The following is a 26302-nucleotide window of genomic DNA, read 5'->3' on the forward strand; positions in this document are numbered from 1 at the left end:
CCTAGTTCCAGTTCACACAGGCAAAAACAAAGCTGTGGTCCGCCCTATGATCGACCTCTTTGCAGGATGTGGAGGTCTTTCTCTTGGGTTCGAACAGGCGGGCTTTACGCCGATTTTCGTAAACGAGTTAAATGACGATGCACGCGCGACCTATCTTCTAAATCGAAGCCACCTCATTGGTGGATCACCATTCAATACAATGCCGGATTTGGCATCGTCAGACGTCAACACTCTGGATAAATTGCGTCTAGAAAAGCTACAGGCTGACCTCCGGCAGCTCGACAGCGACTTAGTCTTTGGTCCCGCGAGCACGATTGATGTACTCGCGGGCGGACCACCCTGTCAGGGCTTCTCCGGTATAGGGCATCGACGCTCATACTCCGTCGATAAACAGGACATACCATCAAATCAGCTTTATGAAAGAATGGCTTCCGTTATCGAGACGGTTCAGCCGCGTATATTTTTATTTGAGAACGTGCGTGGCTTGCTATTCTCACGGTGGACTAACGAAGGTCAGAAAGGCGACATTTGGAAAGATGTCTACGGCCGCTTTCGCCGGTTAGGCGTGGAATTTGGCTATACAGTCCGCTGGCAGTTGGTGCTTGCGAGCGACTATGGTGTACCTCAAAATCGGCCCCGTGTCCTAATGGTCGGCATCCGGAATGACGTGAAGGATGCAGCAAGAGCAGTTCTTAAGCCGGAAGCTGATGAACATAGCGCCTACTTATGCAACTTTCTGCCTCGATATGGCATCCACCCCGTTCCAGATTTGATCGACTTACTAGGCGACCTCGAAGATCGAACGACTACTGATGCCCTACTTACACAAGACTTCCCTGAGGATTTCGCCACAAGGAAGTACCCGCGAAAAGCAACTACAGCGGTTCAGGAGCAGCTTCGCGCCAATCAAGGAGGTACAAACGTCTCCAGAATAACGGAGCAGGAGTACAGCCGTCACTCTGCTAGGATCGTGGAAAAGTTCAAAGCAATGATAGAGAACGGCGGCGAGATTCCGGAAGAGCATCGAACTAAGAAATTCTCTCAAAAAGTTCTACCCGCAAGATGGGGCAATAAAGCTCCCTCGATTACTGCGACATCTATGCCGGATGACTATGTCCACTATAGACAGCCTCGAACGCTGACGGTTCGGGAATGGGCGCGGCTACAGACTTTCCCTGACTGGTATCAATTTGCGGGGAAGCGCACTACTGGCGGCCTTCGTCGGGCAGGAAATCCGCGTGAAGGAATTCACGATCGCGAAGTGCCAAAGTACACACAGATTGGAAATGCAGTCCCTGTTAGGCTGGCCGAAGCTGTCGCCCTGCATTTCGACATGATTTTGAAGGCTGCCGGTTATCCGGGCGACGAGTAGTATGGGCAAGATCTCCCCAGAAAAACGCTCCAATATCATGCGAGGCGTAGTCTCAAAGAATACGAAACCTGAAATGCTGGTCAGGCACTTACTCCATCGGCTTGGATATCGGTATACACTGCATGCTCGAGGTCTCCCGGGAAAGCCAGATATTGTTTTTTCGCGGCGACGAAAGGCGATTTTTATCCATGGGTGTTTTTGGCACCAACATCCGGCAACCGACTGTAGGATTTCGAGGCGCCCAACCTCTAACACGGAGTTCTGGAACGCCAAACTTGATCGAAATATTGAGCGAGATAGGGCGTCTCTGCAAGGCCTGCAAAGGCTAGGCTGGACGATCTTAACACTATGGGAGTGCGAACTTAACGACGCCAATCAGCTGGAACTGGCGCTAACGGATTTTTTGGGCCCAACACGCTTTTTGGCGAAATAAACGACTCATAGAGGTGGCTTGGTTTGTTTAGATATTTTCGGGTGTTTTGCTAATTGGGTCTCAGCCTCGATTATGCCGCCACCATGATTGGTGCCAGCGCATTAAAGTAGGCCTGATCCGGCGTCTGCCGGTTAAGGGATAAATCTTGGCGTCGGCTGTTATAAATGACCAGATAGCGACTGATGCCATCCCCGCCCTCGGAGACTCTTTTGTAGGCGTGGAAGTTCTTCGTATTTGATAGACCGCCAGATCCACTCGACGAAGACGTTGCCCGGCTACTCGACGTTACCATCCAGTAAAATGGCGATTACGGCCTTCTTTAGTACCGCCGTGACGTCGACAGAGGTAAACTGCGAGCCTGACCCGTGTTGACGAAGTGGGATATGCCATAACGGGCCAGAGCTTGCGCAACTGCTTCGATGCAAAGAGCCGCTTCCATCGCGATCGACAGCCGCGATAAGAGCACGCGGCGACTGAACCGATCTACGACGGCGCAGAGATAGACGAGTTCCGCAAGGATCCGTGCCTTCTCCCCGGCAGTCTAGTTCCGCCGCTGCCGCCGGCCGGTGATCACCTCTATCCGAAGATACTCTCCCGCCTGACTTCGCGCACGCCTTCATTCATGACTTCAAGCGTGGCATCAGCGCGGTCTCCAACCATTGCATTCCGCTCCTATCGATGAAGGAGCTTATCTCGCGACCTCAATCTCAAAAGAAAATGTGGGGTGTTCGTTGCGCTCGCTCTTAAGCAGCGCGGCGACATGAAGCCACGCAGCAATCCCGCCTTGCCGAGCGCTCCGGCAAAAAAATCGTTTTCAGCGTTAGCTCCACCAGCCGGTTCCGCCCTCGCTTCATCGCCGAACACGCCTGTCGCCCCGTCAAGAAGCTGGCCTGTCGACTGCTTGACCTGATTGGCGTGCATATCAAACTGCTGCGATAATTCCACCAGTGCCTGCTCTCCGCTGATCGCAGCGAGCGCCCACCTTTACCTTGAAGGATGGGCTATGGTTCCGGCGCGATCGTCTCGTCCCGGCATCTCCTGTTCCTAACATGTAAGCCAAAGTCAGGCAGGAGTTCCACTTACCCGCTGCAGGTGAGATAATTGAAAATGCCGCATGCATAGGTCTCCGCCCTACTTCCGCTTAGTCCTAAAGTTGTGGTAACTGGGGACAGTTTGTCGTTCGTGGGGAAGATATGCCAGACATCGTTACTCATAAGCCGGGTAGCTTTTCGGAAGTAATGCAACTCGTTGAAACGTTTCAGAACGAACACGAAACTTCTTGGTACCGCGGAGTTGGCAATGCCGAGCACTCCCTAAGTCCCTCCATTTTTAGGCATCAAAAACATAGAACTATCGAAAAAATCCATGAGATAGAGTCGGCGCTTGCGTCCGTATTCGAGCAACGCTCTCCCCCGTTCGTAAGCCAAGCATTCAAGAATGTCTGGGAGCGCATGTTCTACATGCAGCATTACGGTATACCAACACGCCTTTTAGACTGGACGGAAAGCCCGTTTATCGCTCTTTACTTCGCCTTGACCTCGTCCGAAAGAACGAGAGCAGGCAAGCCCAAGAATGATGCCGCCGTTTGGATGCTTGATCCAGTCCAGTGGAATCGTGGAGCACTCAGTGACATCTCGTTCAATGGAGGGATCCTCGACCCAAACCGCGAGCAGGTTAAAAGTTACAGTCCCGAAGCCGACCTTGAGGAGCGTAAAAATCTTCCAATAATGATATACGGCACCCACAATAGTCCGAGGATCGTGGCGCAGCGGGGGATGTTTGCACTATTCGGCAAAAGCGTCGATGCAATGGATAAAAGCTTTAAAAACAATGCGTTCGCGGCTGGAACTTTACATAAAGTCGTCATTGGTAAAGACATACGGGATGCTGTTGCACATTCCTTGTTTCGCAAGGGGATCTCTGATTCCACAATCTACCCCGATCTTCACGGCTTATCGCTCGAACTGAGACGATCATTTGGGTTTTCGCAATGAGTATACTCCGGATAACTCCTCACAATCCTAAAACTCTCGTCTGGTGGTACAATCACCGGGAGGAGATCGATTTTGATCCACCATATCAGCGCCGCGGCAGGCTTTGGTCCACTGAGGACAAGGCTTACTTAGTCGACTCTATCATCAACGGCTTTGACGTTCCCAAGCTGTATTTGGCTGACTTCCAAATTGGTCAATCGGCACTTAACAATTCAAAGCTGCCCTATGCCATCATCGATGGAAAACAACGCTTGGAAGCGATTTTCGATTTTTTTGAGAATAAACTTGTGCTTGGGCCGAGCTTTTCTTTCAAAAAGGATCCATCGCTCAAAATTGCCGGTTTAAGCCTACGAGATTTGCGGCGTTCTTTTCCAAAAGTTGCGGAAGAATTTGAGAATGCATCTCTGGATATCATGAGTGTATTTGCAGAGGACGAAGCTGATATCAACGAGATTTTCGTTCGCCTAAACAAATCCAAGCCGCTCACAGGTGCGGAGGTCCGGAATGCGGTAGTGGGGCCGGTTTCAGAACTTATTCGCGTACTAGGCTCTCATGACTTTTTCATCGAGAATATCCGTTTTGGGGTCTCGCGCGCCGCAGACCTCAACGCTGCGGCCAAACTTTTGCTTTTCGAATATACTGGTAAACCTGCAGCCACCAAGAAGACGAACTTGGACGAGTTTGCGCTACAAGTCGTAGATAAGGAAAAGCTCGAACTTGCGGCACGGCGCGCATTGGACACACTGACGGCAATGTCAGAGATATTTATACCACGAGATCCGCTGCTTTCTTCCGCTGGCATAATCCCGGTGTACTATTGGTTCATTCGCGGCATCCCGGAAGAGCAAAGATTTCGAGTACGGCAGTTTTTGAATGAATTCGAACTCCAACGAAAAGAAAACAGAGAAATGCAAAAGGATGTGGGAGATGACACTCTTAATCCGGCGCTAGCTAGATTTGACACACTGAACAGAAGCACAAATGATCAGCAAAGCCATTTGGGGCGAGTTTATATACTGCAAGAATTCTTTGAACGGTGGGCGCTGCTATAGCTTGATTATCAGATCTTTTGACGGCGGTGAGGTATAGGGGCACAACACAAACTGTTCCTAGTTCCTCTGAACGACCAATTGCCATGGCGCCATGCTCATGTCAGACACGCAACATAAAGGGGGAGTTATGTCCCCCTAGCCGTATCTAAAAGCCCAATTTCTAGGTGTTCTGAGCGATGGTCGACTTCTCCTCTTGCTTTTTCCCTCCCGCACATTCAGCGATTGACGCTTCGCAGCAGCTAAGGGCTCTGTCATGTTACCATTCACTCACGCTGCTGTAGAAAACTGGTACATAGAAAGTGAGGCATCGTGCCTCAATGACGACCTGTAAAAACCTTTGTTTTTCAGGGCTTTAATTTTCAGGAAGTGCCCGACGTAAGCGATACCGATTTGGGCATAGACATCGTTCCGGCGGCGACGTGATCTTCGGTTCTCGGTTCCATAGTGACTGGAACAACCAGCGATGTATATCACATTCCCAACTGTGTGACTTCTTCCGCGTCCGCTAAAATTACTCGCGTAGACTTCGTCAATTCAATAAGTTACATTGAATTAGTTAAATCCCTTGTGGGTAAACTCCAATGGCCAGTGTTGTAAATAAACTTAGCGCAGCAGGGGTCGCAAAGGAACGTGCGCCGGGCTTGTATGGCGACGGCGGGGGGCTTTATCTGCAGGTCGCCAAGGGCGGGTCGAAGTCGTGGATTTTCCGGTTCATGATTGCTGGCAAGGCTCGTTACATGGGGCTCGGCTCTATCGACACCTTTTCTCTCCGCGAAGCGCGGGAACGAGCGAAGGAGGCTCGGAAACTCGTGGCGGACGGCATTGATCCTATTGACACTCGGCGCGAGATGATAGCCGCAGCCCGCGCAGATGATGCAAAGCTTGTCAGCTTCTCGGAAGCGGCCAAGCGGTACATTAAGGCCCATGAAGCGGGCTGGAAAAATGCGAAGCATGCGGACCAATGGCGTAACACTCTCGCCACTTACGCTGATCCGGTCATCGGTCCCCTCTCAGTCGCGAAGATTGACACCGGGCACATAATGCAAATTATTGAACCCATCTGGACAGGGAAAACCGAAACCGCATCTCGCGTTAGGGGGCGTATAGAGGCCGTGCTAAATTGGGCTACAGCACGGCGTTATCGCTCGGGTGACAACCCCGCTCGTTGGCGAGGCCACCTCGATAAACTTCTCCCCGCCCCATCGAGAGTGGCAAAAATACGCCACCATCCCGCAATGCCATACACAGACCTTCCGGCATTCATGCAGCGGCTTCGGGCACTGAATAGCATCTCGGCCAATGCGCTTGAGTTTACAATCCTGACCGCTGTGCGTACGTCGGAAGCGATCGGTGCGACTGAGTCGGAGTTCGATCTAGAAGCCAAGGTCTGGACGATTCCAGCCGAGCGAATGAAGGCAAATCGCCCCCATCGAGTCCCGCTTTCGGATCGTGCACTCGAAATCCTGAAAACGACCCCACGCGAGGCCAACAGCCTGTATGTGTTCCCCGGTGCAAAACGTGGAAAGCCCTTGAGCAACATGGCCATGCTCGAGTTACTCCAAGGATTGGAAGGTGCTGAGGGATTAACCGTCCATGGCTTCCGTTCTACGTTTAGAGATTGGGCGGCGGAGCAGTCGAGGTTTCCCCGGGAAATTGCGGAAGCAGCGCTGGCCCACGTTGTAAAAGACAAGACTGAGGCGGCGTATCAACGCGGCGATCTGTTGGAGAAGCGCCGCAAACTTATGGCAGCTTGGGCGGGCTTCGCCACTACAACTAAGGCGAGACGCGAAAATGTGGTTGCTATGAAGAAGGCGTAGTAAAATGCGCTTTGTAGATACGAGGTTGTCTACGCACCTGTTGACTATTTTGACGACACTACCTTTGCTTTGGCTATTATCGCAGCAGAAAGTCCCTTGCAGACTGAATCGAGTTCTTGGAAATTCTTTTTGTGAGCTTCCTGCCTCATTAACTCGAAATCGAGTATTTTTTTCAAGTTTAGAGAATTTTTCTTCGACAGCGATTTGTATTCATCAAAGCTTATTTTTCCTTGGATCAGCTTCTCAATCGCATTCGCCTCTGCCCTATAGTACGTATCCATATCTGCCCAATTGGCCGCTTTGGCCAGCTCTGACATTTGGACATTCTCAGCTGCATTAACTTTCATCGCCCAATTAGTATCACCTCCGCCCACTCTCAGATCATGAGCGACGGTATTGCGGTAGTTATTACTGATGCCCCCCCGGACGCAAAGAACAAGGGAAATCTTTTCGGTTTGACTTAGTCCGGACAGCTTAGAGATTATATCGTCCGAAGGGGGTGGCCGTTTTTCTGTTGTGCCTTGTATAGTCTCTCCGGCCTCCATTTGAACCGAAAGCCGTTCCCAGCATTCGATCAACTCTCTGTACTCATTAGTTACGTCGTAGCAGGCCGCAAGAGCATTACCTGCTTCCAACTGGTCGTATCTATTTGCATTTCGCGACATCTTTTGTAGCGCAGCCAATTCGCGGGGGTGTAACGCCTCAAGTTCGGAGCGACACTCCATATCTCGCCAACCTTCAGATATGCAGCGTTCATAGTACCGTAGGACGTGTGCTTTTTTTAGGTTCACGGACGCTTTCAGTTGATCGTCAAAACTTTCTGCAAAGGCAGTTCCGCCCGCCGATACGGTACCGGCGATTAGAATTGCAATAACCTTTGACCAATTCGCTCGCGGCCACATAGTCTCCCCCTACAAACCGAAATTCCTCGTATTATATGACGTGGTTTCGTAGAGTTCCAGATGTTGCTTTGGGAGAATGGATGTCAAAGAGCGCGTTGGTTGGAATCTCAGGCGTTTACGCGTCGGAAAGGGTATGTCGCAAGACCACCTTGCGTATGCTGCTGAGGTCGAGCGCGCTTATGTCGGATATCTGGAACGCGGTAAGCGGAACGCGACCATCAACACGCTCCAAAAGCTGGCGACGATATTGGAGCATGATATTTCCGAGTTGTTTGCCGTCCCTCCAAGCGACGCGGAGCCAATTGCTCCTTTGAATGCAGGTAGGCGAAAAAGCTAGTCCGGCGCAGCGTGAGCCATATCTCGAAAAATTCCGCACAAAATTTGCGAGGGACGTGGCGATAGGCAAGGCCGGGGGCCATCGGCGAACCCACCCCCGCCTACGGCTGCGATTGAGGGAGGTAGGGGACTTATGTTGCTGCGGCCACATGAAGTCAACGCCACGCTCGACCATACCTATTTATTGCCCCGCATTTAGCCCACGGCACGACCTTTAATTTCATAGGTATTCATGCCGGATGTCCCGCCAAGCGCACGGGCGGCGCATTGTCGTCCCGGCATCCGGCAACGCGGCGGCATCCCGTGTCACCCGTGACGTTGCCCGGCCCCATAGGATATGGCTCACACTCTTGCCTGCAGTATCATTAGGGCAAGCTCTAATGATACTCGTCGGCGCGACTGTTTTTCGTATCACACAGGTTCGAGTTGACATTTTGATACGTGAGTATCACAATTTCTTTGATGCTTGTGAGACTGATGGAGCCCCCCTATGTCCACTTCCGCTTTAATTGGCTATGCCCGCACGTCCACGTCAGACCAGAAAGCTGGGCTTGCTGCGCAACTCCGCGACCTGACCGACGCCGGATGCGCCAAGATATTCAAGGAGGAGATTTCCTCTGTTGCATCCCAGCGGCTCGAACTGGATCGAGCGTTGGATTATTTACGGGAAGGCGACACGCTGATTGTCACCAAACTGGATCGCTTAGCCCGATCCGTCGCGGACCTCGTTGCAATCACAGAGGCTCTGCGCATCAAGGGAGTTGCACTGCGCATCCTTTCAATCAGCCTCGACACGGCGACGCCCACGGGCAAGCTCATGTTGAATTTGTTGGGATCGATTGCCGAATTCGAACGGGAATTGATGCTGGAACGCCAACGCGAGGGCATAGCCAAGGCAAAAGCCGAAGGGAAGTATAAGGGACGCGCACCGACGGCCAGAGCCAAGGCGGATGACGTGTTACGGCTCAAGGCCGGAGGGATGACAGCGGACGCCATCGCGATGCGACTCGGGATCGGGCGGGCAAGCGTGTTTCGCATCCTGCGCGGCGCGAGCGGGAGTTAACCTCGGCAGTATACGCTTCATTGGGGCTAGCGCTATGCGCTGTATTGCTACGCCCGCAAGTCACCAACGCAAAAGTCAAGAACTCGACAGCAAGCGGTGCAAGGCAAAGGTTTTAAACTTTTCGTTTCCCGAGCGCTTTCCGAGGTCCGTGAAAGGCATGAGATTACGCACATACGGGCCAGAACAGCAAAACAATAAAAAGCTGCGGCGGTATAGCCTCCGTCGTCCGAAGTCGAATTCAGCTTGAATTGGCTGACAACAGCGCGGAAGTTACCCGCCTCTTGCCGCCTTAAGCCGCTCAGCCAGCCCGTCTGTGTCTAGCGTCACAGCCTCCGGCACCGCCGCTTGTTCCCATCCCTCGCCGGGGGGCCACTTCCCTTCGGCAATCAAGGATAGCCGACGCTTAGCCGATCCAAGCCGCCTCGCAGTCTCCTGACTTATCATCGCATTCGCAGCAACTGCCACCCCCGGTACCACGCGGCGCGCCTCAACTTTTCGGATGAGTTTTAACGCTTCCAGCTTCAGCCCAACATCCTGCGCTTCATCTTCGGCCACGCCCAGCAAATATCTATGCGTCAGGTCATAGACTCCCTGCGGGGCTTCGTACTCAATAATCGCTTTCGCCGCCTCTATGCACCGGGCCTCAGAAACGTCCGCCGATGTCATAATCTGCAATAGCGCGACGAGCGCGGGGCTCAGGATTTCGTTTTCAGTCATCGGCTTTGCCCTTCTTTGTCCTGCGCTGCACAGGATGTGTCTGTTGATTGTACCAAACTGAAACCAAAGGTGGGTTTGGGCAACTACCCGGTTATGAAGCCCGGCGCGGTTATGATAAATTCCCAATCTTTTCAATTAAATGGAACAATCCTAACCCGTCTAACCCCTCTAACTATAGTTGGCTGTTGGCGCTACTTTTGGGGAATGGGTTCATAGAACTACCGGTTCTAACCGGAAAGCGCGGTTATGCGGTTAGGACCATACCAAACTCATTCCAGCTTCTTTTCATACCCCTTCAGCGCCGTATCCCCCATCCAAAGCGGCTTCGGCCCCTCCCAGCCCAACCGCCGCATACACGCGGCCACACGCTTGTTCTCCCGCATGGCCACGTCCCGCATGTCCCGCATGAGGATTTGCTCGAAGATCGCCTTCGTTGTAATCCGCTGCCTGCCTTCGATAACCTTCGCAAACCTCGGCAAAAGCGTGGAGAGCGTATCCTCCCATGGATCGGCCTCAACCCTTTCCGCCTGTTGCGCCGCCGCAAGAGCCCACAGGTGCTCCGGGATCGTAACAGGCTCAGCAAAGCTGGGCTCTGCCATTGCAGCTTCGGCCCAAAGCTGATCCCGGTCCCGCCGAAGGCCCTCGAGATCAATCTTCCCCGTCCGCACAGGCCAGAACCTCCGGTTTCCGGTCGGGTCTTTCAGATATGTTGCGTCGTTTGTCGTGCCGATCAGGATACAGCGGCGCGGCACTTCCTCAACAGCGCGGGCGTAGGCCTTTCGTGCCCGATCATGAGTTTTGGAAATAAATTGCTTCGCCGACTGAACGGCGGCTTGGCTAAGTCCGCTCAGTTCCGGCGCTTCCAAGACCCACTTCCCTGCGAGCATCTCCAGATGTTCTTTATAGCTTTGGCGGAAATCGAGGGCGTCACTGAAATTGTCATCGCCTCCGGCCAGAATCTTGAGAGCCGTGGACTTACCCGGTCCCTGATCCCCTTCGAGAACTAGCATCGCATCAAACTTGCAACCCGGCTTGCGAACGCGCCGCACCCCGGCAATTAGCACCGCACACCCGATTGCCCGTGTCAGTTCGTCGTCTACCGCACTGAGATATCGCGACAACCAAGTATTCAGCCTCGGGGTGCCATCCCATTTCAACCCGTCGAGATAATCACGGACGGGATCGAATGCGTTCTCAAGCGCTAAAATCCGCGTCGCATCCTCCGTGAAACCTTGCTTGGGATCAAAGCCAAACCGTTCTACCACCGCATTTCGCATCTTCAGGGTGGTGTCGGAGAAAGGCTCCCCGCTCGGCTTGTTGTATCCCTCGAATTCTATCCGATCGTGAAACACGTTGTATTTAGGACGAACGCCTAAGGACTTGACGGCAATTTTTGCGTTTGCCAGCGATGGCTCGTAATCTTCGGCATTGCCTCGGCGGATGAAGTTAGGCCCAACTTTCGATCCGGGCGTCTGCTTCCGAGTCAGTTGCGAAGCAAACGCATCAACTTCCCTCGGTTTTGCTGGAGCAGGTGGAAGTATCTCGCCTAATCCTAGGTCTTCCAACCGCAAAGGTGACTCATTCTTCTCTTCTTCACCCACGATGCACACCTTTCTCGCGGTTCACCAGTATCCGCAATCCCTCATACAGCTTGTCGTACGCGGCCTGCGCCCGCGCCGTGGGAATATCCTCGACCAGTTCAAGCGCCTCGAAGATCAGCATCCACGCCTGCGCGAATGCAGGGTCAACCGGAGGCTCGTTGCTACGTCGCGCCCTTTCCACGTCCAATGAAATAATTTCGGCAGCCATAGGCTTTTACCTCGCTAGATCACTGTGGCTGGATCAGCCCTAGACTTGCTGCTGCAAGGCTCTGATTCGCATGCTTCGCAGCACTTTCTCCGCCTTTTTCGCCAATTCGCTAACATCCGGTTGGGGTAATCCAAGTACCCGCAGCGTCGTGATGGTGGCGCGAAACCGGTCGAAGACAGGAAGGGCCTCACAATGCGCCAGCCATTCTTCGAACCTTTCCAGAACTAGAGTGCGGAAAGGAGCCTCAGTATCGGGCCAACCTGCGGACGTTAACAGTTCAAGCGCCCGCATGACTTCGTATCGGTTTTCTTCGTTGAGGTGGCGGAGAACTTGCTCCGCCACTCTAGTCGTTCCGTACCGACTGAACTGCAAGTCTAGGACGATTTCTTGCGCGTTCATTCTTCAAACCTCACGTTAGGACAAGTGATCTAGCCTGTCGCTCTCGTGACGCTGCCACGAGTTCAAAGCAACTGAATGGGAAGGGGCCGTACCCGGTGGTCAAAGCCCCGTGTAAGTCGAGTCCGCAATCACGATGCCGTTCAGTTGACGCATCGAAATAGACAATTTTCAATTCAAGTGATGCTGCTCAAGCTCAGAGGCGCTGGTTGCCATGAAACCGGAGTTGAGTGTTGTCCATATCAGGCGCTCTTCGCGATGCGTTCATCTTGCCATGCGCTAATAACGTCAATGTCCCACGCGATGGCGCGCGGCCCCATCTTTACCGGCTTGGGAAACCATCCGTCCCGGATGCCTTCGTAGATGGTAGAGGTGGAAAGGCCGGTGGCCTCACGAACTGCTGGCAGGCGGATGAAGGTCTTCATGATTTCTCCTATCAGGTTGATATGGCTCACGTAATTTCATCCCGTGAAAGCCGATAGTGTACGTCAACACCCCTTCATGCTTGCTCGGATTCCCCCGCAAGGCAATGATATGGCCCTAGCAAAAATCATTCACAATCACGTGATTAAATCGATTCATTTAAGTATATCGGAGATAAATCGAAATAAAATAAATGAACATTACCCAACATAAGCTTTTCAACGCCCAATATGATAAAAAAAATCCTCTTATTACATATTTTTATCTTAACAAAACATAGCTTTCGGGGAATACTTATACTCAAACGACGCACCTATTTTAACTTAATCTGCACATCGTTTATATTTGCAATTATACCTCGCGCTCGGGAAACGCGCTTTCCCTTAGAAGTGCTTGTGCAAGCTTAGGGCGATGCGTTCAATCACACCCATCTACGCCTCGGTATCCGAGTGTCTTTGCAGAGACTTTAGCCGGAGGGTTGGCACACCGGAAATGCGCGGAGCCCTGTATGGTCTTGGACACAGTGTCTGGAGCCATACCAAGCTGCGCCTCAATTGCTGCTAGGGGAGTCGAAAAATTTTATTTGAGATCGAGTCTTTGGAAAGTCAGCGCTAGTGGCCAACTCACTGATTGTGCCATGTTGGTTCACGGCTTACAAAACGGTGAGACTCCTAAATTGGATTTAGTTTCCGAAGCCCGGCAGAACGTAGCGTGTGGCTTTTGTGGGTAAAGTTGTTGGTCCACCACATGCTATCGATAAAAATCTACATTTATCAAATACTTACATGGAGATATGGCGGACAGGGTGGGATTCGAACCCACGGTACGCTTTCACGCACACACGCGTTCCAGGCGTGCGCCTTAAACCACTCGGCCACCTGTCCTTTTTCAAGTCTGCATGTCATGAAGAATGCAAATCACTGGAACGGCGCGATATATACCGATGAATTCGCAGGGATCAACACGAATCTGACAGTTTTTTGAATTGTCGGCAATTTCATGCCTTTCGATGCGATTGCAATCGCGTTTTCCGGCCTTTATCCATGCAGGAAATGTTTCAAAATGTGGCTGCCGTAAGCGGCAGACCGTGAGCGAGGTATCCCAATGAAAGCTTTTTTGCGGTTTTTGAGCTTTCTTTTCCTCGCCGCAGCGATTTTTCTGGGTGTGCTCGATTCGATCCGCTCTGTTTCCACGTCATCAGTCACCATCACCGGCATATTGTCAGTCTGGAACTATCTTCTTCCTGCTTCGCGAACCATGGTGGAAGCGTCTCTGGCTCACTATATTCACCCTGAAGCGTGGCGCTTCATAGAAAATGCCCTGTCGGCACTGCCTGCATTTGCCTTTTTCCTCGCGCTGTCCCTCCTCTGCTGGATGGCCGGTTACAGAAAATACAAGGCGACGAGACGTTTGGCGGTCTGACGGGGCTGGCGCCCGCGGATGTGAACCGTGAGAAGCGGCGGAACTGGCCGCATGGAGGACCGAATGTTCCTGTTCGATACGCTTTCTAAAAAAACGACGATGCCGACCGAAGAGACGGCGTTGCCTGGCCGTGAAGAGGCTCTCGTTGTGCCGGAACTTCACTTCGTCAACGGCAGACCTCTGAAGGGGCCTTATCCGGATGGCTTCGAGACCATCTATCTCGGCATGGGTTGCTTCTGGGGCGCGGAGCGGTTGTTCTGGAAGACGCCCGGCGTTTGGGTGACGGCGGTCGGTTATGCCGGCGGCTTTACCCGCAATCCGACCTATCAGGAAACGACGACGGGTCAGACGGGCCATGCCGAGGTGGTCAAGGTTGTCTACGATCCGGCGGTGATCTCGCTCGGGGCGCTCTTGAAGATATTTTTCGAGGAGCACGATCCCACTCAAGGCATGCGGCAGGGCAACGACGTCGGCACGACCTATCGTTCCGCCATTTATGCGACGACGGAAGGGCAGCTGCAGCAGGCACAGAAAGCTCGAGACGCATTTCAGCAGGCTCTGGAAGAGGCTGGCCATGCCGGCGCCATCACCACCGAGATCGGCCCGCTTGAAACGTTTTATTATGCTGAGGACTATCACCAGCAATATCTTGCCAAGAACCCGGGTGGCTACTGCGGCCTCAGGGGAACCGGCGTAAGCTGTAATATCGACTAGTTTTTTTGCAGTTCTGCCCGGTGGAAAGACTAAAAAATCGCCAGATCAAAGTTTTTCCACCGGGTCAAAAAAACCGGATGAATTTTTCATTGAGCCATGCAAGGATATGAGGCAAGCACAGCCGGTATAACGGCTGGCGGTTCCGCAGACATTCCCGGGAAACGGGATTGCGGGAGGACCCTTAAAATATCAATTGCAACAACAGGGCTGCACAATGAAAAAATCCCTTCTGACGCTTTTTGCGCTTGCCGCAATGTCGGCCTCCGCGCTCGCCGCGGATATCAAGCCTGCGCTGGTCTATGGCACGGGCGGCAAGTTCGACAAGTCGTTCAACGAGGCCGCTGCGGCCGGCGCTGAAAAGTTCAAGGCGGAAACGGGCATCGAATTCCGCGACTTCGAACCGACCAGCGACACGCAGGGCGAACAGGCCATCCGCAACTTCGCCAGCAAGGGTTTCAACCCTGTCGTCGCCGTATCCTTCGCCTGGACGTCGGCCATGGAAAAGGTTGCCGCCGAGTTCCCCGACACCAAGTTCGTCATCGTCGATTCCGTCGTTGAACTGCCGAACGTCCGCTCGGTCGTCTACAAGGAGCACGAAGGTTCTTACCTCGTCGGTCTGCTGGCCGGCATGGCTTCCAAGACCGGCAAGGTCGGGTTTATCGGCGGCATGGACATTCCGCTGATCCGCAAGTTCGCCTGTGGTTACGCTCAAGGCGCCAAGGCTGCCAACGACAAGATCGAAGTCTTCCAGAACATGACCGGCACCACCGGCGCTGCCTGGAACGACCCTGTGCGCGGCGGCGAGCTTACCAAAAACCAGATCGATCAGGGCGCGGACGTGATTTACGCGGCAGCCGGTGCGACCGGTATCGGCGTGCTCCAGACTGCCGCCGACAACAAGAAATTCTCGATCGGCGTCGATTCCAACCAGAACCACCTGCATCCCGGTTCGGTTCTGACCTCGATGGTCAAGCGCGTCGATCTGGCCGTTTACAACGCCTATAAGGACGCCAAGGATGACAAGTTCACGCCTGGCATCGTCGCTCTCGGCGTCAAGGAAGACGGCGTTGCCTACGCGCTCGATGATAACAACAAGGCGCTCATCACGCCTGAAATGACTGCTGCCGTGGACAAGGCCAAAGCCGACATCATCTCCGGCGCCGTCAAGGTCCATGATTACATGGCGGACAATTCCTGCCCGAAATGATATGATATGTGGCTGGGGCGCGTGATGTTTTTCATCTTGCGCCCTTTTCATATCCAGCCTTCGGAGAGGTTTCGGTTTGAATATGGACCCTGCAATCGAACTCGTGGGCATCGACAAGAAATTCGGTGCCGTACACGCCAACAAGAACATCAATCTGACAATTGCCAGGGGTACGATCCACGGCATCATCGGGGAAAACGGTGCCGGAAAGTCGACTTTGATGTCGATCCTCTACGGTTTTTACCAGGCGGATGCCGGTGAAATCCGGGTGAACGGCACGCCGGTTTCGATCCGCGACAGTCAGGCCGCCATCAATGCCGGTATCGGCATGGTGCATCAGCACTTCATGCTGGTCGAAAATTTTACCGTGCTGGAAAATGTCATGCTGGGCGCAGAAGGCGGTGCGCTGCTGGCCAATGGCCGGGCTGGTGCACGCAGGGAGCTGAAGCGCCTGGAGGACGATTATGGACTGGAAGTCGATCCCGATGCGGTGATCGAGGAATTGCCAGTCGGCCTCCAGCAGCGCGTCGAAATTCTGAAAGCCATGTATCGTGGCGCGGAAATCCTGATCCTTGACGAGCCGACCGGCGTTCTGACGCCGGCAGAGGCCGATCACCTGTTCAAGATCCTCGGCGTGTTGCGTGATCAGGGCAAGACAGTCATTCTCATCACCCATAAGCTGCGCGAGATCATGGCGATCACGGACTCCGTCTCCGTCATGCGTCGTGGCGAGATGGTGGCGACCCGGAAAACCTCCGAGACGAGCGTCGAGGAACTGGCCGAACTGATGGTCGGCAGACGGGTGCTGCTGCGGGTGGAGAAGGGCGAAACGACGCCGGGCGACGTTCTTCTGTCGATCCGCAATCTCACCGTCAAGGATAGCCGCGGCGTCACCATGGTCGATGACGTTTCGCTGGATGTCCGAGCAGGTGAAATCGTCGGTATAGCCGGTGTCGCAGGCAACGGCCAGTCGGAGCTGCTGGAAGCCATCGCTGGCATCCGAAAGCCCTATTCCGGCGAAATCTGGGTGGACGGAAAGAAGGTGGATCGCCCCGATCCCGCAATTTTACGCAGGCTTGGCCTCGCCCACATCCCGGAAGACCGCCATCATATGGGGCTGGTGCTGAAATTCGAGGAATATGAAAACTCCATCCTTGGTTATCATCACGACGAACGTTACGGCAAAGGGCCGTTCCTCAACCCCGAGGCCATTCGCAGGGATGCGGTCGAGAAGATCGAGAAATACGATATCCGCCCGCCAAACCCGCAGCTGAAGACCGCCAACTTTTCCGGTGGCAACCAGCAGAAGATCGTTGTCGCCCGTGAAATCGAGCGTGACCCCAAGATGCTGATAATCGGCCAGCCGACACGCGGCGTGGATATCGGCGCGATCGAATTCATTCATCGCCGCATCATCGAAATGCGCGATGCTGGCAAGGCGATTTTGCTGGTTTCCGTCGAACTCGATGAAATCCGGTCGCTGTCGGACAGGATCATGGTCATGTTCGCAGGCCGGGTCGTCGGAGAAAAAACGGCGGAAGCCGAAGAACAGACGCTGGGCCTGATGATGGCCGGCATCGCCGCATGAGGCATGAATGAGCACCGCTTCCGTACCGCTGCCAAACTGGATTACTTACGGCCTCCTGCCGTTTCTCAATGTCGTTACCGCCTTTCTGATTTCCGGCCTCGTTGTCTGGTCCATCGGTGAAAACCCGCTTGCGGCGCTGCGCCTGCTGATCGAAGGGGCGCTCGGCCGTGGTGATGCCATCGGCTTCACGCTGTTTTATACGACGAGTTTCATCTTCACCGGCCTCTCCGTCGCCGTCGCCTTCCATGCCGGGCTCTTCAATATCGGCTCCGAAGGTCAGGCCTATGTCGGTGGCCTTGGCGCGGCGCTGGTGGCGCTGGCACTCGATCGTTATGTGCCGTGGTACGTGACGATGCCCTTCGCCGTCATCGGCGCTGCTGTTTTTGGCGCCGCCTGGGCCTTCATTCCGGCCTGGCTGCAGGCAAAACGCGGCAGTCACGTGGTCATCACCACCATCATGTTCAACTTCATTGCTGCGGCCTTGATGGTTTACCTGCTGGTGAACGTGCTGATCGTGCCCGGCAAGATGGCGCCGGAAACCCGTACTTTTCTGCCGGGCGGCCAATTGCCGAAACTCGACTGGCTGATGGCTCTCTTCGGCCTGAAGCTTGGTCCGGCGCCGTTTAACGTCTCCTTCCTGATAGCGTTGGTGATGTGTTTTCTGGTCTGGGTGCTCATCTGGCGCACCAAGCTCGGTTATGAAATGCGCACGCTCGGCATCAGCCCCTCCGCCGCCATTTATGCCGGTATTCACTATGCACGCACCGTCATCATCGCCATGCTCATCTCAGGCGGTCTGGCGGGCATGATGGCGCTGAACCCGGTTATGGGCGCGTCGGCCCGTCTGCAGGTGGAATTCGTCGCCGGTGCGGGCTTCGTCGGTATCGCCGTGTCGCTGATGGGCCGAAGCCATCCGCTCGGCATCATCTTCGCGGCATTGCTGTTCGGCATTCTCTATCAGGGCGGCGCAGACCTTTCCTTCGAGATGCCCAACATTACCCGCGAGATGATCGTGGTCATTCAGGGTCTTGTGATCCTTTTCGCCGGCGCGCTGGAATATATGTACCGGCCTGCAATCGTCCGCATTTACCAGCGTCTGGCAAAGGGGTGAGCTGATATGGATTTCTTCGATATGCTGGTCAGCATTCTGGGCTCGACCGTTCGTCTCACCATTCCGCTTCTCTTTACCGCACTGGCCGGGCTCTTTTCCGAGCGGGCCGGCGTGTTCGATATCGGCCTTGAGGGCAAGATGCTGGCAGCGGCCTTCGCTTCCGCATGCGTTGCCTATATCACGGCGAACCCCTGGGCCGGCCTCTTGGCCGGTATTGCCGTCTCGATCCTGTTCTCGCTGATCCACGGCTTTGCTGTCATCACCAATCGCGGCAACCAGATCGTGTCGGGCGTGGCGTTGAACTTCATTGCCGCCGGCCTGACCGTGGTGCTGGGACAGGCCTGGTTCGGCCAGGGCGGACGCACGCCGCAGCTTCCGGGCGAGGGGCGTTTTGCCCCGATCATCCTGCCCGGTGCTGATGCCATGCGCGAGGTTCCCTTCATCGGCCCGCTCTATGCAAACGTCATTTCCGGCAACAACATCCTCACCTATCTTGCCTTCTTGGCTGTGCCGCTGTCCTGGTGGGTGCTTTACCGAACGCGTTTCGGCCTGCGCCTGCGCGCGGTCGGTGAAAATCCGGGTGCTGTCGATACGGCTGGTATTTCGGTGACATGGATGCGCTTCCGCGCTGTCATTGTCGCCGGTTTTCTCTGCGGTTTTTCGGGCGCCTATCTTGCTGTGGCTCAATCTGCTGCCTTCATCGCCAACATGTCGGCGGGCAAGGGCTACATCGCGCTCGCAGCGTTGATATTTGCGAAATGGAAGCCGGTGCCGGTTATGTTCGCCTGCCTTCTGTTCGGTTTTCTGGATGCTGTCGCGAACTTCATGCAGGGTAAATCCGTGCCTGGCATCGGCGAAGTGCCGGTGCAGATATTCCAGGCCATGCCCTATATTCTGACCTGCATCCTGCTTGCGGGTTTCATCGGCGTTGCCAAGCCCCCGAAGGCCGGTGGCGTTGCTTATGCGAAGGAGCGTTAACCCCATGTCCGATCCGCAGGCCCATGCCCTGTTTGAGGCGGCAGTAGAGGCCATGGCCTTCGCCCATGCCCCCTATTCAAAATTTCCGGTCGGTGCGGCAATCCGCGCCGAAGACGGCAAGATCTACAAGGGCGCCAATATCGAGAACATCTCCTTCCCGCAGGGCTGGTGCGCAGAACCATCAGCCATCAGCGCCATGATCATGGGCGGGGCGAAAAAGATCAATGAAGTCGCCGTTATCGCCGAGAAGCTGCCGCTCTGCTCTCCTTGTGGCGGCTGCCGCCAGAAGATCGCCGAGTTCGCCACGCCAGAGACAAAGATCTATCTTTGTGACGAAACCGGCGTCCAGAAGGTCATGACCATGGAAGAGCTGCTACCCTCCGTCTTCAAGACCGAGCTGCCCTGATGACCGACGGTTTGATCGACATTCTGGTGGACCGCCTGAACGGCCTCATGCCGCGCGTCGCCATCGTGCTTGGCTCCGGTCTGGGATCGCTGGTGGAAGAGGTGAGCGAGCCGATCCGCATTCCTTACACCGAGCTGCCCGGCTTTCCAGCTGGCGGCGTTTCCGGCCATGCGGGCGAACTGGTGGCCGGTTATCTCGGCGGTGAGCCCGTCATGATGCTGTCGGGTCGGGTCCATTTCTACGAAAAGGGTGATCCCGCAGCGATGCGCCCGGTCATCGAAGCGCTCGCCGGCCTGGGCGTGCAGTCGCTCATCCTCACCAATTCGGCGGGCTCGGTCAGGCAGGATATGCCACCCGGCTCCGTCATGCAGATCACCGATCACATCAATTATTCCGGCATGAACCCGCTGATCGGCGAAGAAAGCGACCGCCGCTTCGTCGGCATGACGACGGCTTATGATCCTGATCTTATGCTTGCCATGCGCAATGCCGCCATCCGTGCGACGGTGCCATTGTTCGGCGGTGTCTATATGTGGTTCTCTGGCCCCAGCTTCGAAACACCGGCGGAAATCCGCATGGCGCGTCTGCTGGGGGCGGATGCCGTGGGCATGTCTACCGTGCCGGAAGTCATCCTTGCGCGCTTTTTCGGGATGCGCGTCGCTGCCGCATCGGTTATTACCAATTACGGTGCCGGCATGACCGGCGCGGAACTGAGCCATGAAGAAACCAAGGACATGGCTCCCGTGGGTGGCAAAAGGCTTGCCGCCATTCTGAAGGAAATGATCGCAGGAGGAGCGTGACCATGGAACTCCAGCGTCCGCGCGAAGCGGCTGCCCTCACTTTGTCCTTGCTGGACCTCACCAACCTCAAGGAAGACTGCACGCCACAGCAGATCGCCGCGCTCTGCCAGCGGGCGCATACGGAGTTTGGAAATACGGCCGCCATCTGCATCTGGCCGCGTTTCGTGGCGCAGGCGCGCGCCGCCTTCGGAGAGGACCACACGATCCGCATTGCAACGGTCGTCAATTTTCCGTCGGGTGATCTTGATGTCGCAACCGTGGTCGCGGAAACCGAGGTGGCGATCCGCGACGGTGCGGATGAAATCGATCTTGTCATTCCCTATCGCAAATTCATCGCGGGCGATGAAACCGCGGTTTCCGACGTGGTGGCCGCCGTTCGCAAGGCCTGCGCTACACCCGTGCTGCTCAAGGTCATTCTCGAAACCGGCGAGCTGAAGGACAGGGCCCTGATCCGTCGGGCTTCCGAAATTGCCATTGCCGAAGGCGCCGATTTCATCAAGACCTCGACAGGCAAGGTTGCCGTCAACGCCACGCTGGAGGCGGCTGACATCATGTTGCAGGCGATCCGCGACAGCAAACAGAAGGTGGGCTTCAAGCCGGCCGGCGGGATCGGTACCGTGGAGGACGCGACACTTTACCTGCGGCTGGCGGAAACCATCATGGCGCCGAACTGGGCCATGCCTTCGACGTTCCGTTTCGGCGCTTCAGGTCTCCTTGACGACGTGCTGAACGTTCTGGCCGGCGGAGAGCCCGCCAGGACCGCCAGCGGGTATTGAGCTTGATCCCGCAGGAAACCATCCGCCGCAAACGCGATGGCCTGGCGCTCTCGCCGCAGGAGATCGCCGCATTCATCGAAGCGCTGTCGAAAGACGGCATCTCGGAAGGGCAGGCGGCGGCTTTTGCCATGGCGGTGTTTTTCCGTGGCATGAACCGGGATGAGATGGTGGCATTGACACTTGCCATGCGTGACAGCGGTGATGTCCTGTCCTGGAGCGATATCGGCAGGCCGGTTGCCGACAAGCACTCGACCGGTGGCGTTGGAGACAATGTCTCTCTGATGCTCGCCCCGATCGTAGCCGCCTGTGGTCTCGCTGTGCCGATGATTTCCGGCAGGGGCCTTGGACATACCGGCGGCACGCTGGACAAGCTGGAAGCGATTCCCGGTTACAATGTCATGCCGGACGAGGCTCTGTTTCGCCGGGCGGTGAAGACGGTCGGCTGTGCCATCATCGGTCAGACGGGTGACCTCGCCCCCGCTGACAGACGCCTCTATGCCATTCGCGATGTGACCGCGACGGTCGATTCCATACCGCTGATTACGGCTTCCATCCTGTCGAAGAAGCTGGCGGCCGGGCTGCAGACGCTTGTGCTTGATGTCAAGGTCGGCAACGGCGCCTTTATGCAAAGCATTGACGATGCACGGACGCTCGCCCGCGCGCTGGTCGATGTGGCTGTTGGCGCAGGTTTGCCGACAACGGCGCTGATAACAGATATGAACCAGCCGCTTGGCGATGCTGCCGGCAATGCCGTTGAAATCGTCAATTGTCTCGATTTTCTGGCTGGTCGCAAGGCTGGCAGCCGTCTGGAAAACGTGGTTCTGTCTTTCGCGGCGGAAATGCTCGTGCAGGCTCAAAAAACGGCCACACTGGAAGAAGGCGCAGCACTGGCGTCGGCCGCCCTCTCCTCCGGCCGGGCAATGGAAATTTTCGCGCGAATGATTTCGGCATTGGGCGGGCCAACGGATTTCGTTGAAAATCCTTCCCTTTATCTGCCGTCCGTGCCAGTCACTCTTCCGGTCCAGGCCGCGAGCAGCGGCTGGCTGACATCCTGCGCAACGCGCGAACTCGGCATCGCCGTCGTCGGACTTGGCGGCGGCAGACGAAAACCCTCGGACAGGATCAATCCCGCCGTTGGTATTTCGAATATCCTGCCGCTTGGGATGAAGGTGGAAAAGGGAGAACCGATTGCCATTGTCCATGCAGCGTCCGGAGAAGACGCAGCCTACGCCATTAAAGCGATAACGGCCTGCTATGGAATCAGCGACGACGCGCCGGAAGTCGCTGCACCCGTTCTCGAGCGGATCACCTGACCAGCCGCATTTCGCCGCCAGAAACCTTGAACGACGATAATTGCTTCAGGAAGCTCATGCCGACCAGCATGTTGCTCAGTGCATTGTCCTTCAGCACCATGGCGTCGACATTCTGCACGCGGATCGTGCCTATCTCCACCCGGTCGAGCTTCACATAGGCGGCCATGGTATGACCGTTGGCGGTTGAGATCGCGTATCTGAAATCCAGACTGTTGACGCCGTACCCGAGTCGACGTGCAATCGTCTCATTGATGGCAACCGTTGAAGCACCGGTGTCGATAAGTCCGTCGAATGATTTGCCGTTGATACGAAAGGTGGCGTTGAAGTGGCCGCGGGCGTCAGCTTTCAGATTGACTCCGCCCAACGAAACAGGCTGGGGTTTGGCTGCTTCGGCCACAATTTCGGTTTTTGCTACGCTGCTTTCCGGGCGCGGCTGAAATTTGTCCATCAGAACGGGTATTTGCGTGGCGCCGATGGAAAGGCCAACAAGCAGAAAAATCGCGCGCGCCAGCAAGTCTTCACTCCTCCGAGGGCCGGTTACCCCTGGCAAGAATAGACGCAAAACATGCCGAAATCTTAAAAGAAAAAGCCATCCGCCGCTGATCGGGCAGCGAATGGCGTAAAAGGTTAAGCGATGATGAATGGTTACTTGGTGCCGTACATGCGGTCGCCGGCATCACCGAGGCCGGGAACAATGTAACCCTTCTCGTTCAAATGCCTGTCGATCGCGGCGGTGTAGATCGGCACATCGGGATGTGCCTCACGGAAATTCTTGATGCCTTCGGGGGCTGCCAAAAGACACAGGAAGCGGATGTTCTTCGCACCACGCTCCTTCAGCTTTTCCACGGCGGCGATGGAGGAGTTGCCGGTCGCCAGCATGGGGTCGACAACGATGACCAGACGGGCATCGAGGCTTTCGGGAGCCTTGAAATAATATTCGACGGCCTCGAGCGTATCGTGGTCGCGATAGACGCCGACATGGGCAACGCGCGCCGAAGGCACCAGTTCGAGCATGCCTTCCAGAAGGCCGTTGCCGGCGCGCAGGATGGAGGCGAAAACCAGCTTCTTGCCTTCCAGCACCGGTGCCTGAATGGTCTCGAGCGGCGTATCGATGGTTTCCATCGTCATTTCAAGATCGCGCGTCACTTCATAGCAGAGCAGCGTCGAAATCTCCCTGAGCAGGCGGCGGAAGCCGGCTGTGGAGGTTTCCTTCTTGCGCATGATGGTGAGTTTGTGCCGCACCAGCGGATGTTCGATGACTGTGACGCCGTCCATGAAACTGGCCTTCCTTTTTTCTTGTGCCCCTGTAATTGACCGAAAGTCGGCTTTTCGCAAGCCTTCTTCGTGGTTTTACCCTGCCAACAGCTGCATCAGGCACCGTCGAGTTTTTTAAGCAGCCTTCCGCGCGTTGCCTCGTCAACGAAGGCACATTCCAGTGCGGTGCGGGTCATGCTGTTTATCTCGCCATCGCTGAAGCCGAACTCGTCGGCGGCCAGCGCATATTCCCGTGCAAGTGATGTAAAGAAGAATGGCGGGTCGTCGGAGTTGATGCAGACCCGCACTCCCGCGTCGCTGAGGGCTCTCAGCGGATGGCTGGCGAAGTCGGGATAGACCTTGAGCGCAATATTGGAGCCGGGGCAGACTTCAAGGACTGTTCCGGTTTCGGCGAGCCGTGCAACGAGACCGGCATTCTCGATTGCCCGCACGCCATGCCCGATGCGGGATGGTTTGACGAGATCGAGTGCATCGGCCACGCTTTCCGACCCGCAAACCTCGCCGGCATGAATGGTCAATCCAAGGCCGGCATCGCGTGCGATATCGAAGGCGCGCGCATAATCGGCGACGCGGCCCATACGCTCCTCGCCCGCCATGTTGAACCCCGTCACCAACGGATGTTGGGTGCGCGCCGCATATTCGGCCGCGGCGATCACCCGCTCCGGACCGAAGTGCCGCTCGCCTGTGACGATGATGCGGGTTTCGATACCCGTCTTGTCCCTTGCAATCCGGATGCCTTCGGCAATGCCGGCCAGATAAGCGTCGGCGCCAAGCCCGATGCGGTCGCCATGGTCGGGCGAAATGATCAGTTCGCTATAGATCGTATTGGCTTCCGCGAGTTCGGTCAGATAGGCCTCGGTGAGAACGGCATAATCCTCATCCGTCTTGAACACCTGTGCCACCGCATCATAACAACGGATGAATTCGGCGAAATCCGACCATACATATTGGCCGTTCCGCAGAAAGCTGCTGGTGTCGATCCCGTATTTTTCAGCCTGTTTCGCGACGAGGGCGGGCGGGGCCGCACCTTCGATGTGGCAGTGAATTTCCGCCTTCAGCAAATGCGATGTCAAATGAAGCTCCTGCCGTGAGAACCGGCCTCGATACCTAGATGGTGGGCGATGCTTTCGCCGATATCGGCGTAGCTTGAACGAATGCCGACATCGCGCGAGCGAATGCCCGGGCCGAATGCCATGATCGGCACCCTTTCCCGTGTGTGGTCCGTGCCCCGCCATGTGGGGTCGCAGCCGTGATCGGCGGTCAGAAGAGCGATATCGCCAGGCGCCATCTTGCGGTGGATTTCGGGGATTCGCGCATCGAAAGCCTCAAGGGCGGCGGCGTAACCGGCAACGTCGCGCCGATGGCCATAAAGCATGTCGAAATCGACGAAATTGGTAAAGACGAGATCGCCGTTTTCTGCCTCGTCGATAGCCTGCAGCGTCGCATCCATCAGGGCGGCGTTGCCGTTTGCCTTGATGACGCGTGAAACGCCCTGGTGGGCATAGATATCGCCGATCTTGCCGATGGCGTGCACTTTTCGGCCGGCCTCCACAAGCCGGTCGAGCAGAGTAGGCTCCGGTGGCAGCACGGAAAAATCGCGGCGGTTGCCGGTGCGTTCGAAGGTCGCGACCGTTTCGCCGATGAAGGGACGCGCGATGACGCGGCCTATGTTCAGCGGATCGAGCAGCTTGCGTACCGTCTCGCAGAGCGCGATGAGCCGCCCCAGGCCAAAATGCGTTTCGTGCGCGGCAATCTGGAACACGGAATCCGAAGATGTGTAACAGATCGGCTTGCCGCTCCGGATATGTTCTTCGCCGAACCGCGCGATGATCTCGGTGCCGGAAGCATGGCAATTGCCAAGAATACCCGGAAGATCCGCCTCCTCGCAGATCGCTTTCACCAGTTCCGGCGAAAACGCATCGCCCTCCGTCGGAAAATATCCCCAGTCGAACGTCACCGGCGTTCCCGCGATCTCCCAGTGACCGGACGGAGTGTCCTTGCCCTTCGAAACCTCGCTGGCGCAGCCATGCAGGCCAAAAATGCGTTCCGGCGCCTCCATACCGACGGGAATGTCACCACTTGCCTGCCTTGCGATCTCCAGCAGGCCGAGCGAACACATGTTCGGCAGCTTCAGCGGTCCGGACCGTAGTCCCGTTCTGTCAGCTGCACCGGCAGCGCAGAATTCCGCGATGTGACCGAGCGTATTCGCTCCAAGATCGCCATAGTGCTCCGCATCGGGCGCACCGCCGACGCCGAAGGAATCCAGAACGAGAAGAAATGCTCTTGCCATAACTCACCGAAACGAAGCTGCGCCGACGGGCATGTCAGGCCGAACTGTCGTTATAGATCAGCAAAACGTGAAGAAGGAAGGGGTTTTGTGAACCATTCGGTAAAACCG

At 55.7% G+C, this 26302-nt stretch carries 27 protein-coding genes, 1 tRNA gene and 1 pseudogene; 17 read left to right on the forward strand and 12 right to left on the reverse strand.

The genetic code is table 11. The annotated features are described in order from the left end of the window. The first annotated feature begins 46 nt into the window (after positions 1 to 46). The gene (locus ACZ47E_RS12805; protein ID WP_464016863.1) at positions 47 to 1372 is read left to right on the forward strand and encodes a DNA cytosine methyltransferase; all 1326 of its coding nucleotides are present in this window, start codon (positions 47 to 49) and stop codon (positions 1370 to 1372) included. Positions 1373 to 1409: 37 nt separating this feature from the next. Continuing rightward, positions 1410 to 1805: a very short patch repair endonuclease gene (locus tag ACZ47E_RS12810; protein ID WP_464016988.1), complete on the forward strand. Its 396-nt coding sequence runs from the start codon at positions 1410 to 1412 to the stop codon at positions 1803 to 1805. A 70-nt stretch (positions 1806 to 1875) separates the two neighbouring features. Here ACZ47E_RS12810 and ACZ47E_RS12815 read toward each other — a convergent pair. Then, positions 1876 to 2310, reverse strand: a pseudogene (locus ACZ47E_RS12815) (DDE-type integrase/transposase/recombinase); the annotation flags it as partial. 688 nt (positions 2311 to 2998) lie between these two features. Between ACZ47E_RS12815 and ACZ47E_RS12820 the strand changes: the two are divergent. From ACZ47E_RS12820 to ACZ47E_RS12830, 3 genes are all read left to right on the forward strand, one after another. Next, complete coding sequence (locus tag ACZ47E_RS12820) at positions 2999 to 3799, forward strand: FRG domain-containing protein (RefSeq protein ID WP_464016864.1); 801 nt, start codon at positions 2999 to 3001, stop codon at positions 3797 to 3799. Continuing rightward, positions 3796 to 4851 (forward strand): DUF262 domain-containing protein, encoded by a 1056-nt coding sequence (locus tag ACZ47E_RS12825; RefSeq protein ID WP_464016865.1) that lies wholly within the window; start codon positions 3796 to 3798, stop codon positions 4849 to 4851. Before ACZ47E_RS12820 ends, ACZ47E_RS12825 begins: the two co-directional genes overlap by 4 nt. 581 nt (positions 4852 to 5432) lie before the next feature. Then, positions 5433 to 6668, forward strand: coding sequence for a tyrosine-type recombinase/integrase (locus ACZ47E_RS12830; RefSeq protein ID WP_464016866.1), 1236 nt, complete (start codon positions 5433 to 5435; stop codon positions 6666 to 6668). Between the two features lie 44 nt (positions 6669 to 6712). Here the strand turns inward: ACZ47E_RS12830 and ACZ47E_RS12835 are convergent, their stop codons facing one another. Beyond that, positions 6713 to 7570 carry a hypothetical protein gene (locus tag ACZ47E_RS12835; RefSeq protein WP_464016867.1) on the reverse strand — a complete coding sequence of 286 codons (858 nt, stop codon included), beginning with the start codon at positions 7568 to 7570 and terminating at the stop codon, positions 6713 to 6715. A gap of 133 nt (positions 7571 to 7703) precedes the next feature. On the opposite strand from ACZ47E_RS12835, the gene ACZ47E_RS12840 reads away from it, so the two are divergent. Together ACZ47E_RS12840 and ACZ47E_RS12845 are read left to right on the forward strand one after the other, a co-directional pair. Continuing rightward, positions 7704 to 7907: a helix-turn-helix domain-containing protein gene (locus tag ACZ47E_RS12840; protein WP_464016868.1), complete on the forward strand. Its 204-nt coding sequence runs from the start codon at positions 7704 to 7706 to the stop codon at positions 7905 to 7907. Positions 7908 to 8396: 489 nt separating this feature from the next. Beyond that, positions 8397 to 8969 (forward strand): recombinase family protein, encoded by a 573-nt coding sequence (locus ACZ47E_RS12845; RefSeq protein ID WP_464016869.1) that lies wholly within the window; start codon positions 8397 to 8399, stop codon positions 8967 to 8969. Between the two features lie 270 nt (positions 8970 to 9239). Here the strand turns inward: ACZ47E_RS12845 and ACZ47E_RS12850 are convergent, their stop codons facing one another. The 6 genes from ACZ47E_RS12850 to ACZ47E_RS12875 form a co-directional block, all read right to left on the reverse strand. After that, positions 9240 to 9686, reverse strand: a complete 447-nt coding sequence (locus tag ACZ47E_RS12850; protein ID WP_464016870.1) for a hypothetical protein — start codon at positions 9684 to 9686, stop codon at positions 9240 to 9242. 269 nt (positions 9687 to 9955) lie between these two features. Beyond that, the gene (locus ACZ47E_RS12855) at positions 9956 to 11287 is read right to left on the reverse strand and encodes a virulence-associated E family protein (protein WP_464016871.1); all 1332 of its coding nucleotides are present in this window, start codon (positions 11285 to 11287) and stop codon (positions 9956 to 9958) included. After that, positions 11280 to 11495, reverse strand: a complete 216-nt coding sequence (locus tag ACZ47E_RS12860) for a hypothetical protein (RefSeq protein WP_464016872.1) — start codon at positions 11493 to 11495, stop codon at positions 11280 to 11282. Before ACZ47E_RS12860 ends, ACZ47E_RS12855 begins: the two co-directional genes overlap by 8 nt. Positions 11496 to 11534: 39 nt before the next feature. After that, positions 11535 to 11894, reverse strand: coding sequence for a hypothetical protein (locus tag ACZ47E_RS12865; protein ID WP_464016873.1), 360 nt, complete (start codon positions 11892 to 11894; stop codon positions 11535 to 11537). Positions 11895 to 12133: 239 nt separating this feature from the next. Continuing rightward, positions 12134 to 12316 (reverse strand): helix-turn-helix transcriptional regulator, encoded by a 183-nt coding sequence (locus ACZ47E_RS12870; RefSeq protein ID WP_464016874.1) that lies wholly within the window; start codon positions 12314 to 12316, stop codon positions 12134 to 12136. Positions 12317 to 13108: 792 nt separating this feature from the next. Further along, a tRNA-Ser gene (locus ACZ47E_RS12875) sits at positions 13109 to 13198 on the reverse strand. A gap of 220 nt (positions 13199 to 13418) precedes the next feature. On the opposite strand from ACZ47E_RS12875, the gene ACZ47E_RS12880 reads away from it, so the two are divergent. From ACZ47E_RS12880 to deoA, 10 genes are all read left to right on the forward strand, one after another. Next, a complete protein-coding gene (locus tag ACZ47E_RS12880) occupies positions 13419 to 13736 on the forward strand; it encodes a hypothetical protein (protein ID WP_006699814.1) in 318 nt (105 codons plus the stop codon). Between the two features lie 63 nt (positions 13737 to 13799). Next, positions 13800 to 14450 carry a peptide-methionine (S)-S-oxide reductase MsrA gene (gene msrA, locus ACZ47E_RS12885; RefSeq protein ID WP_112766027.1) on the forward strand — a complete coding sequence of 217 codons (651 nt, stop codon included), beginning with the start codon at positions 13800 to 13802 and terminating at the stop codon, positions 14448 to 14450. Between the two features lie 214 nt (positions 14451 to 14664). After that, positions 14665 to 15657 (forward strand): BMP family lipoprotein, encoded by a 993-nt coding sequence (locus ACZ47E_RS12890; RefSeq protein WP_004439166.1) that lies wholly within the window; start codon positions 14665 to 14667, stop codon positions 15655 to 15657. 82 nt (positions 15658 to 15739) lie between these two features. Next, entirely contained in the window at positions 15740 to 17245 is a 1506-nt protein-coding gene (locus ACZ47E_RS12895) for an ABC transporter ATP-binding protein (RefSeq protein ID WP_034496172.1), read from the forward strand. Between the two features lie 7 nt (positions 17246 to 17252). Next, entirely contained in the window at positions 17253 to 18356 is a 1104-nt protein-coding gene (locus ACZ47E_RS12900; protein WP_278067132.1) for an ABC transporter permease, read from the forward strand. 6 nt (positions 18357 to 18362) lie between these two features. Beyond that, the gene (locus tag ACZ47E_RS12905; protein WP_004439173.1) at positions 18363 to 19334 is read left to right on the forward strand and encodes an ABC transporter permease; all 972 of its coding nucleotides are present in this window, start codon (positions 18363 to 18365) and stop codon (positions 19332 to 19334) included. A gap of 4 nt (positions 19335 to 19338) precedes the next feature. Beyond that, entirely contained in the window at positions 19339 to 19740 is a 402-nt protein-coding gene (locus tag ACZ47E_RS12910) for a cytidine deaminase (protein WP_278067133.1), read from the forward strand. Beyond that, a complete protein-coding gene (locus ACZ47E_RS12915) occupies positions 19740 to 20540 on the forward strand; it encodes a purine-nucleoside phosphorylase (protein WP_022555368.1) in 801 nt (266 codons plus the stop codon). The genes ACZ47E_RS12910 and ACZ47E_RS12915 overlap by 1 nt, the downstream gene beginning before the upstream one ends. A gap of 2 nt (positions 20541 to 20542) precedes the next feature. Continuing rightward, complete coding sequence (gene deoC, locus ACZ47E_RS12920; RefSeq protein ID WP_278067134.1) at positions 20543 to 21316, forward strand: deoxyribose-phosphate aldolase; 774 nt, start codon at positions 20543 to 20545, stop codon at positions 21314 to 21316. Next, complete coding sequence (gene deoA / locus ACZ47E_RS12925; RefSeq protein ID WP_278067135.1) at positions 21313 to 22629, forward strand: thymidine phosphorylase; 1317 nt, start codon at positions 21313 to 21315, stop codon at positions 22627 to 22629. The genes deoC and deoA overlap by 4 nt, the downstream gene beginning before the upstream one ends. Here the strand turns inward: deoA and ACZ47E_RS12930 are convergent. The 4 genes from ACZ47E_RS12930 to ACZ47E_RS12945 all read right to left on the reverse strand — a co-directional run bounded on the left by ACZ47E_RS12930 (position 22622) and on the right by ACZ47E_RS12945 (position 26194). Beyond that, a complete protein-coding gene (locus ACZ47E_RS12930) occupies positions 22622 to 23143 on the reverse strand; it encodes a TIGR02281 family clan AA aspartic protease (protein ID WP_278067136.1) in 522 nt (173 codons plus the stop codon). The two genes, deoA and ACZ47E_RS12930, sit on opposite strands and share 8 nt — an antisense overlap. A 131-nt stretch (positions 23144 to 23274) precedes the next feature. After that, positions 23275 to 23904 (reverse strand): uracil phosphoribosyltransferase, encoded by a 630-nt coding sequence (gene upp, locus ACZ47E_RS12935; RefSeq protein ID WP_004439188.1) that lies wholly within the window; start codon positions 23902 to 23904, stop codon positions 23275 to 23277. A gap of 95 nt (positions 23905 to 23999) precedes the next feature. Then, entirely contained in the window at positions 24000 to 24977 is a 978-nt protein-coding gene (locus ACZ47E_RS12940; protein WP_278067137.1) for an adenosine deaminase, read from the reverse strand. Continuing rightward, a complete protein-coding gene (locus tag ACZ47E_RS12945) occupies positions 24974 to 26194 on the reverse strand; it encodes a phosphopentomutase (protein ID WP_278067138.1) in 1221 nt (406 codons plus the stop codon). Before ACZ47E_RS12945 ends, ACZ47E_RS12940 begins: the two co-directional genes overlap by 4 nt. Positions 26195 to 26302 lie beyond the last annotated feature (108 nt).

Source organism: Agrobacterium sp. 5Ca39, assembly GCF_055382365.1.

What these genes read in the sequence shown, in the direction of transcription:
- ACZ47E_RS12805 (WP_464016863.1), top strand. Translation starts at nt 47, where the DNA reads ATGATCGACCTCTTTGCAGGATGTGGAGGTCTTTCTCTTGGGTTCGAA.
- ACZ47E_RS12810 (WP_464016988.1), top strand. Translation starts at nt 1,410, where the DNA reads ATGCGAGGCGTAGTCTCAAAGAATACGAAACCTGAAATGCTGGTCAGG.
- ACZ47E_RS12820 (WP_464016864.1), top strand. Translation starts at nt 2,999, where the DNA reads ATGCCAGACATCGTTACTCATAAGCCGGGTAGCTTTTCGGAAGTAATG.
- ACZ47E_RS12825 (WP_464016865.1), top strand. Translation starts at nt 3,796, where the DNA reads ATGAGTATACTCCGGATAACTCCTCACAATCCTAAAACTCTCGTCTGG.
- ACZ47E_RS12830 (WP_464016866.1), top strand. Translation starts at nt 5,433, where the DNA reads ATGGCCAGTGTTGTAAATAAACTTAGCGCAGCAGGGGTCGCAAAGGAA.
- ACZ47E_RS12835 (WP_464016867.1), bottom strand. Translation starts at nt 7,570, where the DNA reads ATGTGGCCGCGAGCGAATTGGTCAAAGGTTATTGCAATTCTAATCGCC.
- ACZ47E_RS12840 (WP_464016868.1), top strand. Translation starts at nt 7,704, where the DNA reads ATGTCGCAAGACCACCTTGCGTATGCTGCTGAGGTCGAGCGCGCTTAT.
- ACZ47E_RS12845 (WP_464016869.1), top strand. Translation starts at nt 8,397, where the DNA reads ATGTCCACTTCCGCTTTAATTGGCTATGCCCGCACGTCCACGTCAGAC.
- ACZ47E_RS12850 (WP_464016870.1), bottom strand. Translation starts at nt 9,686, where the DNA reads ATGACTGAAAACGAAATCCTGAGCCCCGCGCTCGTCGCGCTATTGCAG.
- ACZ47E_RS12860 (WP_464016872.1), bottom strand. Translation starts at nt 11,495, where the DNA reads ATGGCTGCCGAAATTATTTCATTGGACGTGGAAAGGGCGCGACGTAGC.
- ACZ47E_RS12865 (WP_464016873.1), bottom strand. Translation starts at nt 11,894, where the DNA reads ATGAACGCGCAAGAAATCGTCCTAGACTTGCAGTTCAGTCGGTACGGA.
- ACZ47E_RS12870 (WP_464016874.1), bottom strand. Translation starts at nt 12,316, where the DNA reads ATGAAGACCTTCATCCGCCTGCCAGCAGTTCGTGAGGCCACCGGCCTT.
- ACZ47E_RS12880 (WP_006699814.1), top strand. Translation starts at nt 13,419, where the DNA reads ATGAAAGCTTTTTTGCGGTTTTTGAGCTTTCTTTTCCTCGCCGCAGCG.
- msrA (WP_112766027.1), top strand. Translation starts at nt 13,800, where the DNA reads ATGTTCCTGTTCGATACGCTTTCTAAAAAAACGACGATGCCGACCGAA.
- ACZ47E_RS12890 (WP_004439166.1), top strand. Translation starts at nt 14,665, where the DNA reads ATGAAAAAATCCCTTCTGACGCTTTTTGCGCTTGCCGCAATGTCGGCC.
- ACZ47E_RS12895 (WP_034496172.1), top strand. Translation starts at nt 15,740, where the DNA reads ATGGACCCTGCAATCGAACTCGTGGGCATCGACAAGAAATTCGGTGCC.
- ACZ47E_RS12900 (WP_278067132.1), top strand. Translation starts at nt 17,253, where the DNA reads ATGAGCACCGCTTCCGTACCGCTGCCAAACTGGATTACTTACGGCCTC.
- ACZ47E_RS12905 (WP_004439173.1), top strand. Translation starts at nt 18,363, where the DNA reads ATGGATTTCTTCGATATGCTGGTCAGCATTCTGGGCTCGACCGTTCGT.
- ACZ47E_RS12910 (WP_278067133.1), top strand. Translation starts at nt 19,339, where the DNA reads ATGTCCGATCCGCAGGCCCATGCCCTGTTTGAGGCGGCAGTAGAGGCC.
- ACZ47E_RS12915 (WP_022555368.1), top strand. Translation starts at nt 19,740, where the DNA reads ATGACCGACGGTTTGATCGACATTCTGGTGGACCGCCTGAACGGCCTC.
- deoC (WP_278067134.1), top strand. Translation starts at nt 20,543, where the DNA reads ATGGAACTCCAGCGTCCGCGCGAAGCGGCTGCCCTCACTTTGTCCTTG.
- upp (WP_004439188.1), bottom strand. Translation starts at nt 23,904, where the DNA reads ATGGACGGCGTCACAGTCATCGAACATCCGCTGGTGCGGCACAAACTC.
- ACZ47E_RS12945 (WP_278067138.1), bottom strand. Translation starts at nt 26,194, where the DNA reads ATGGCAAGAGCATTTCTTCTCGTTCTGGATTCCTTCGGCGTCGGCGGT.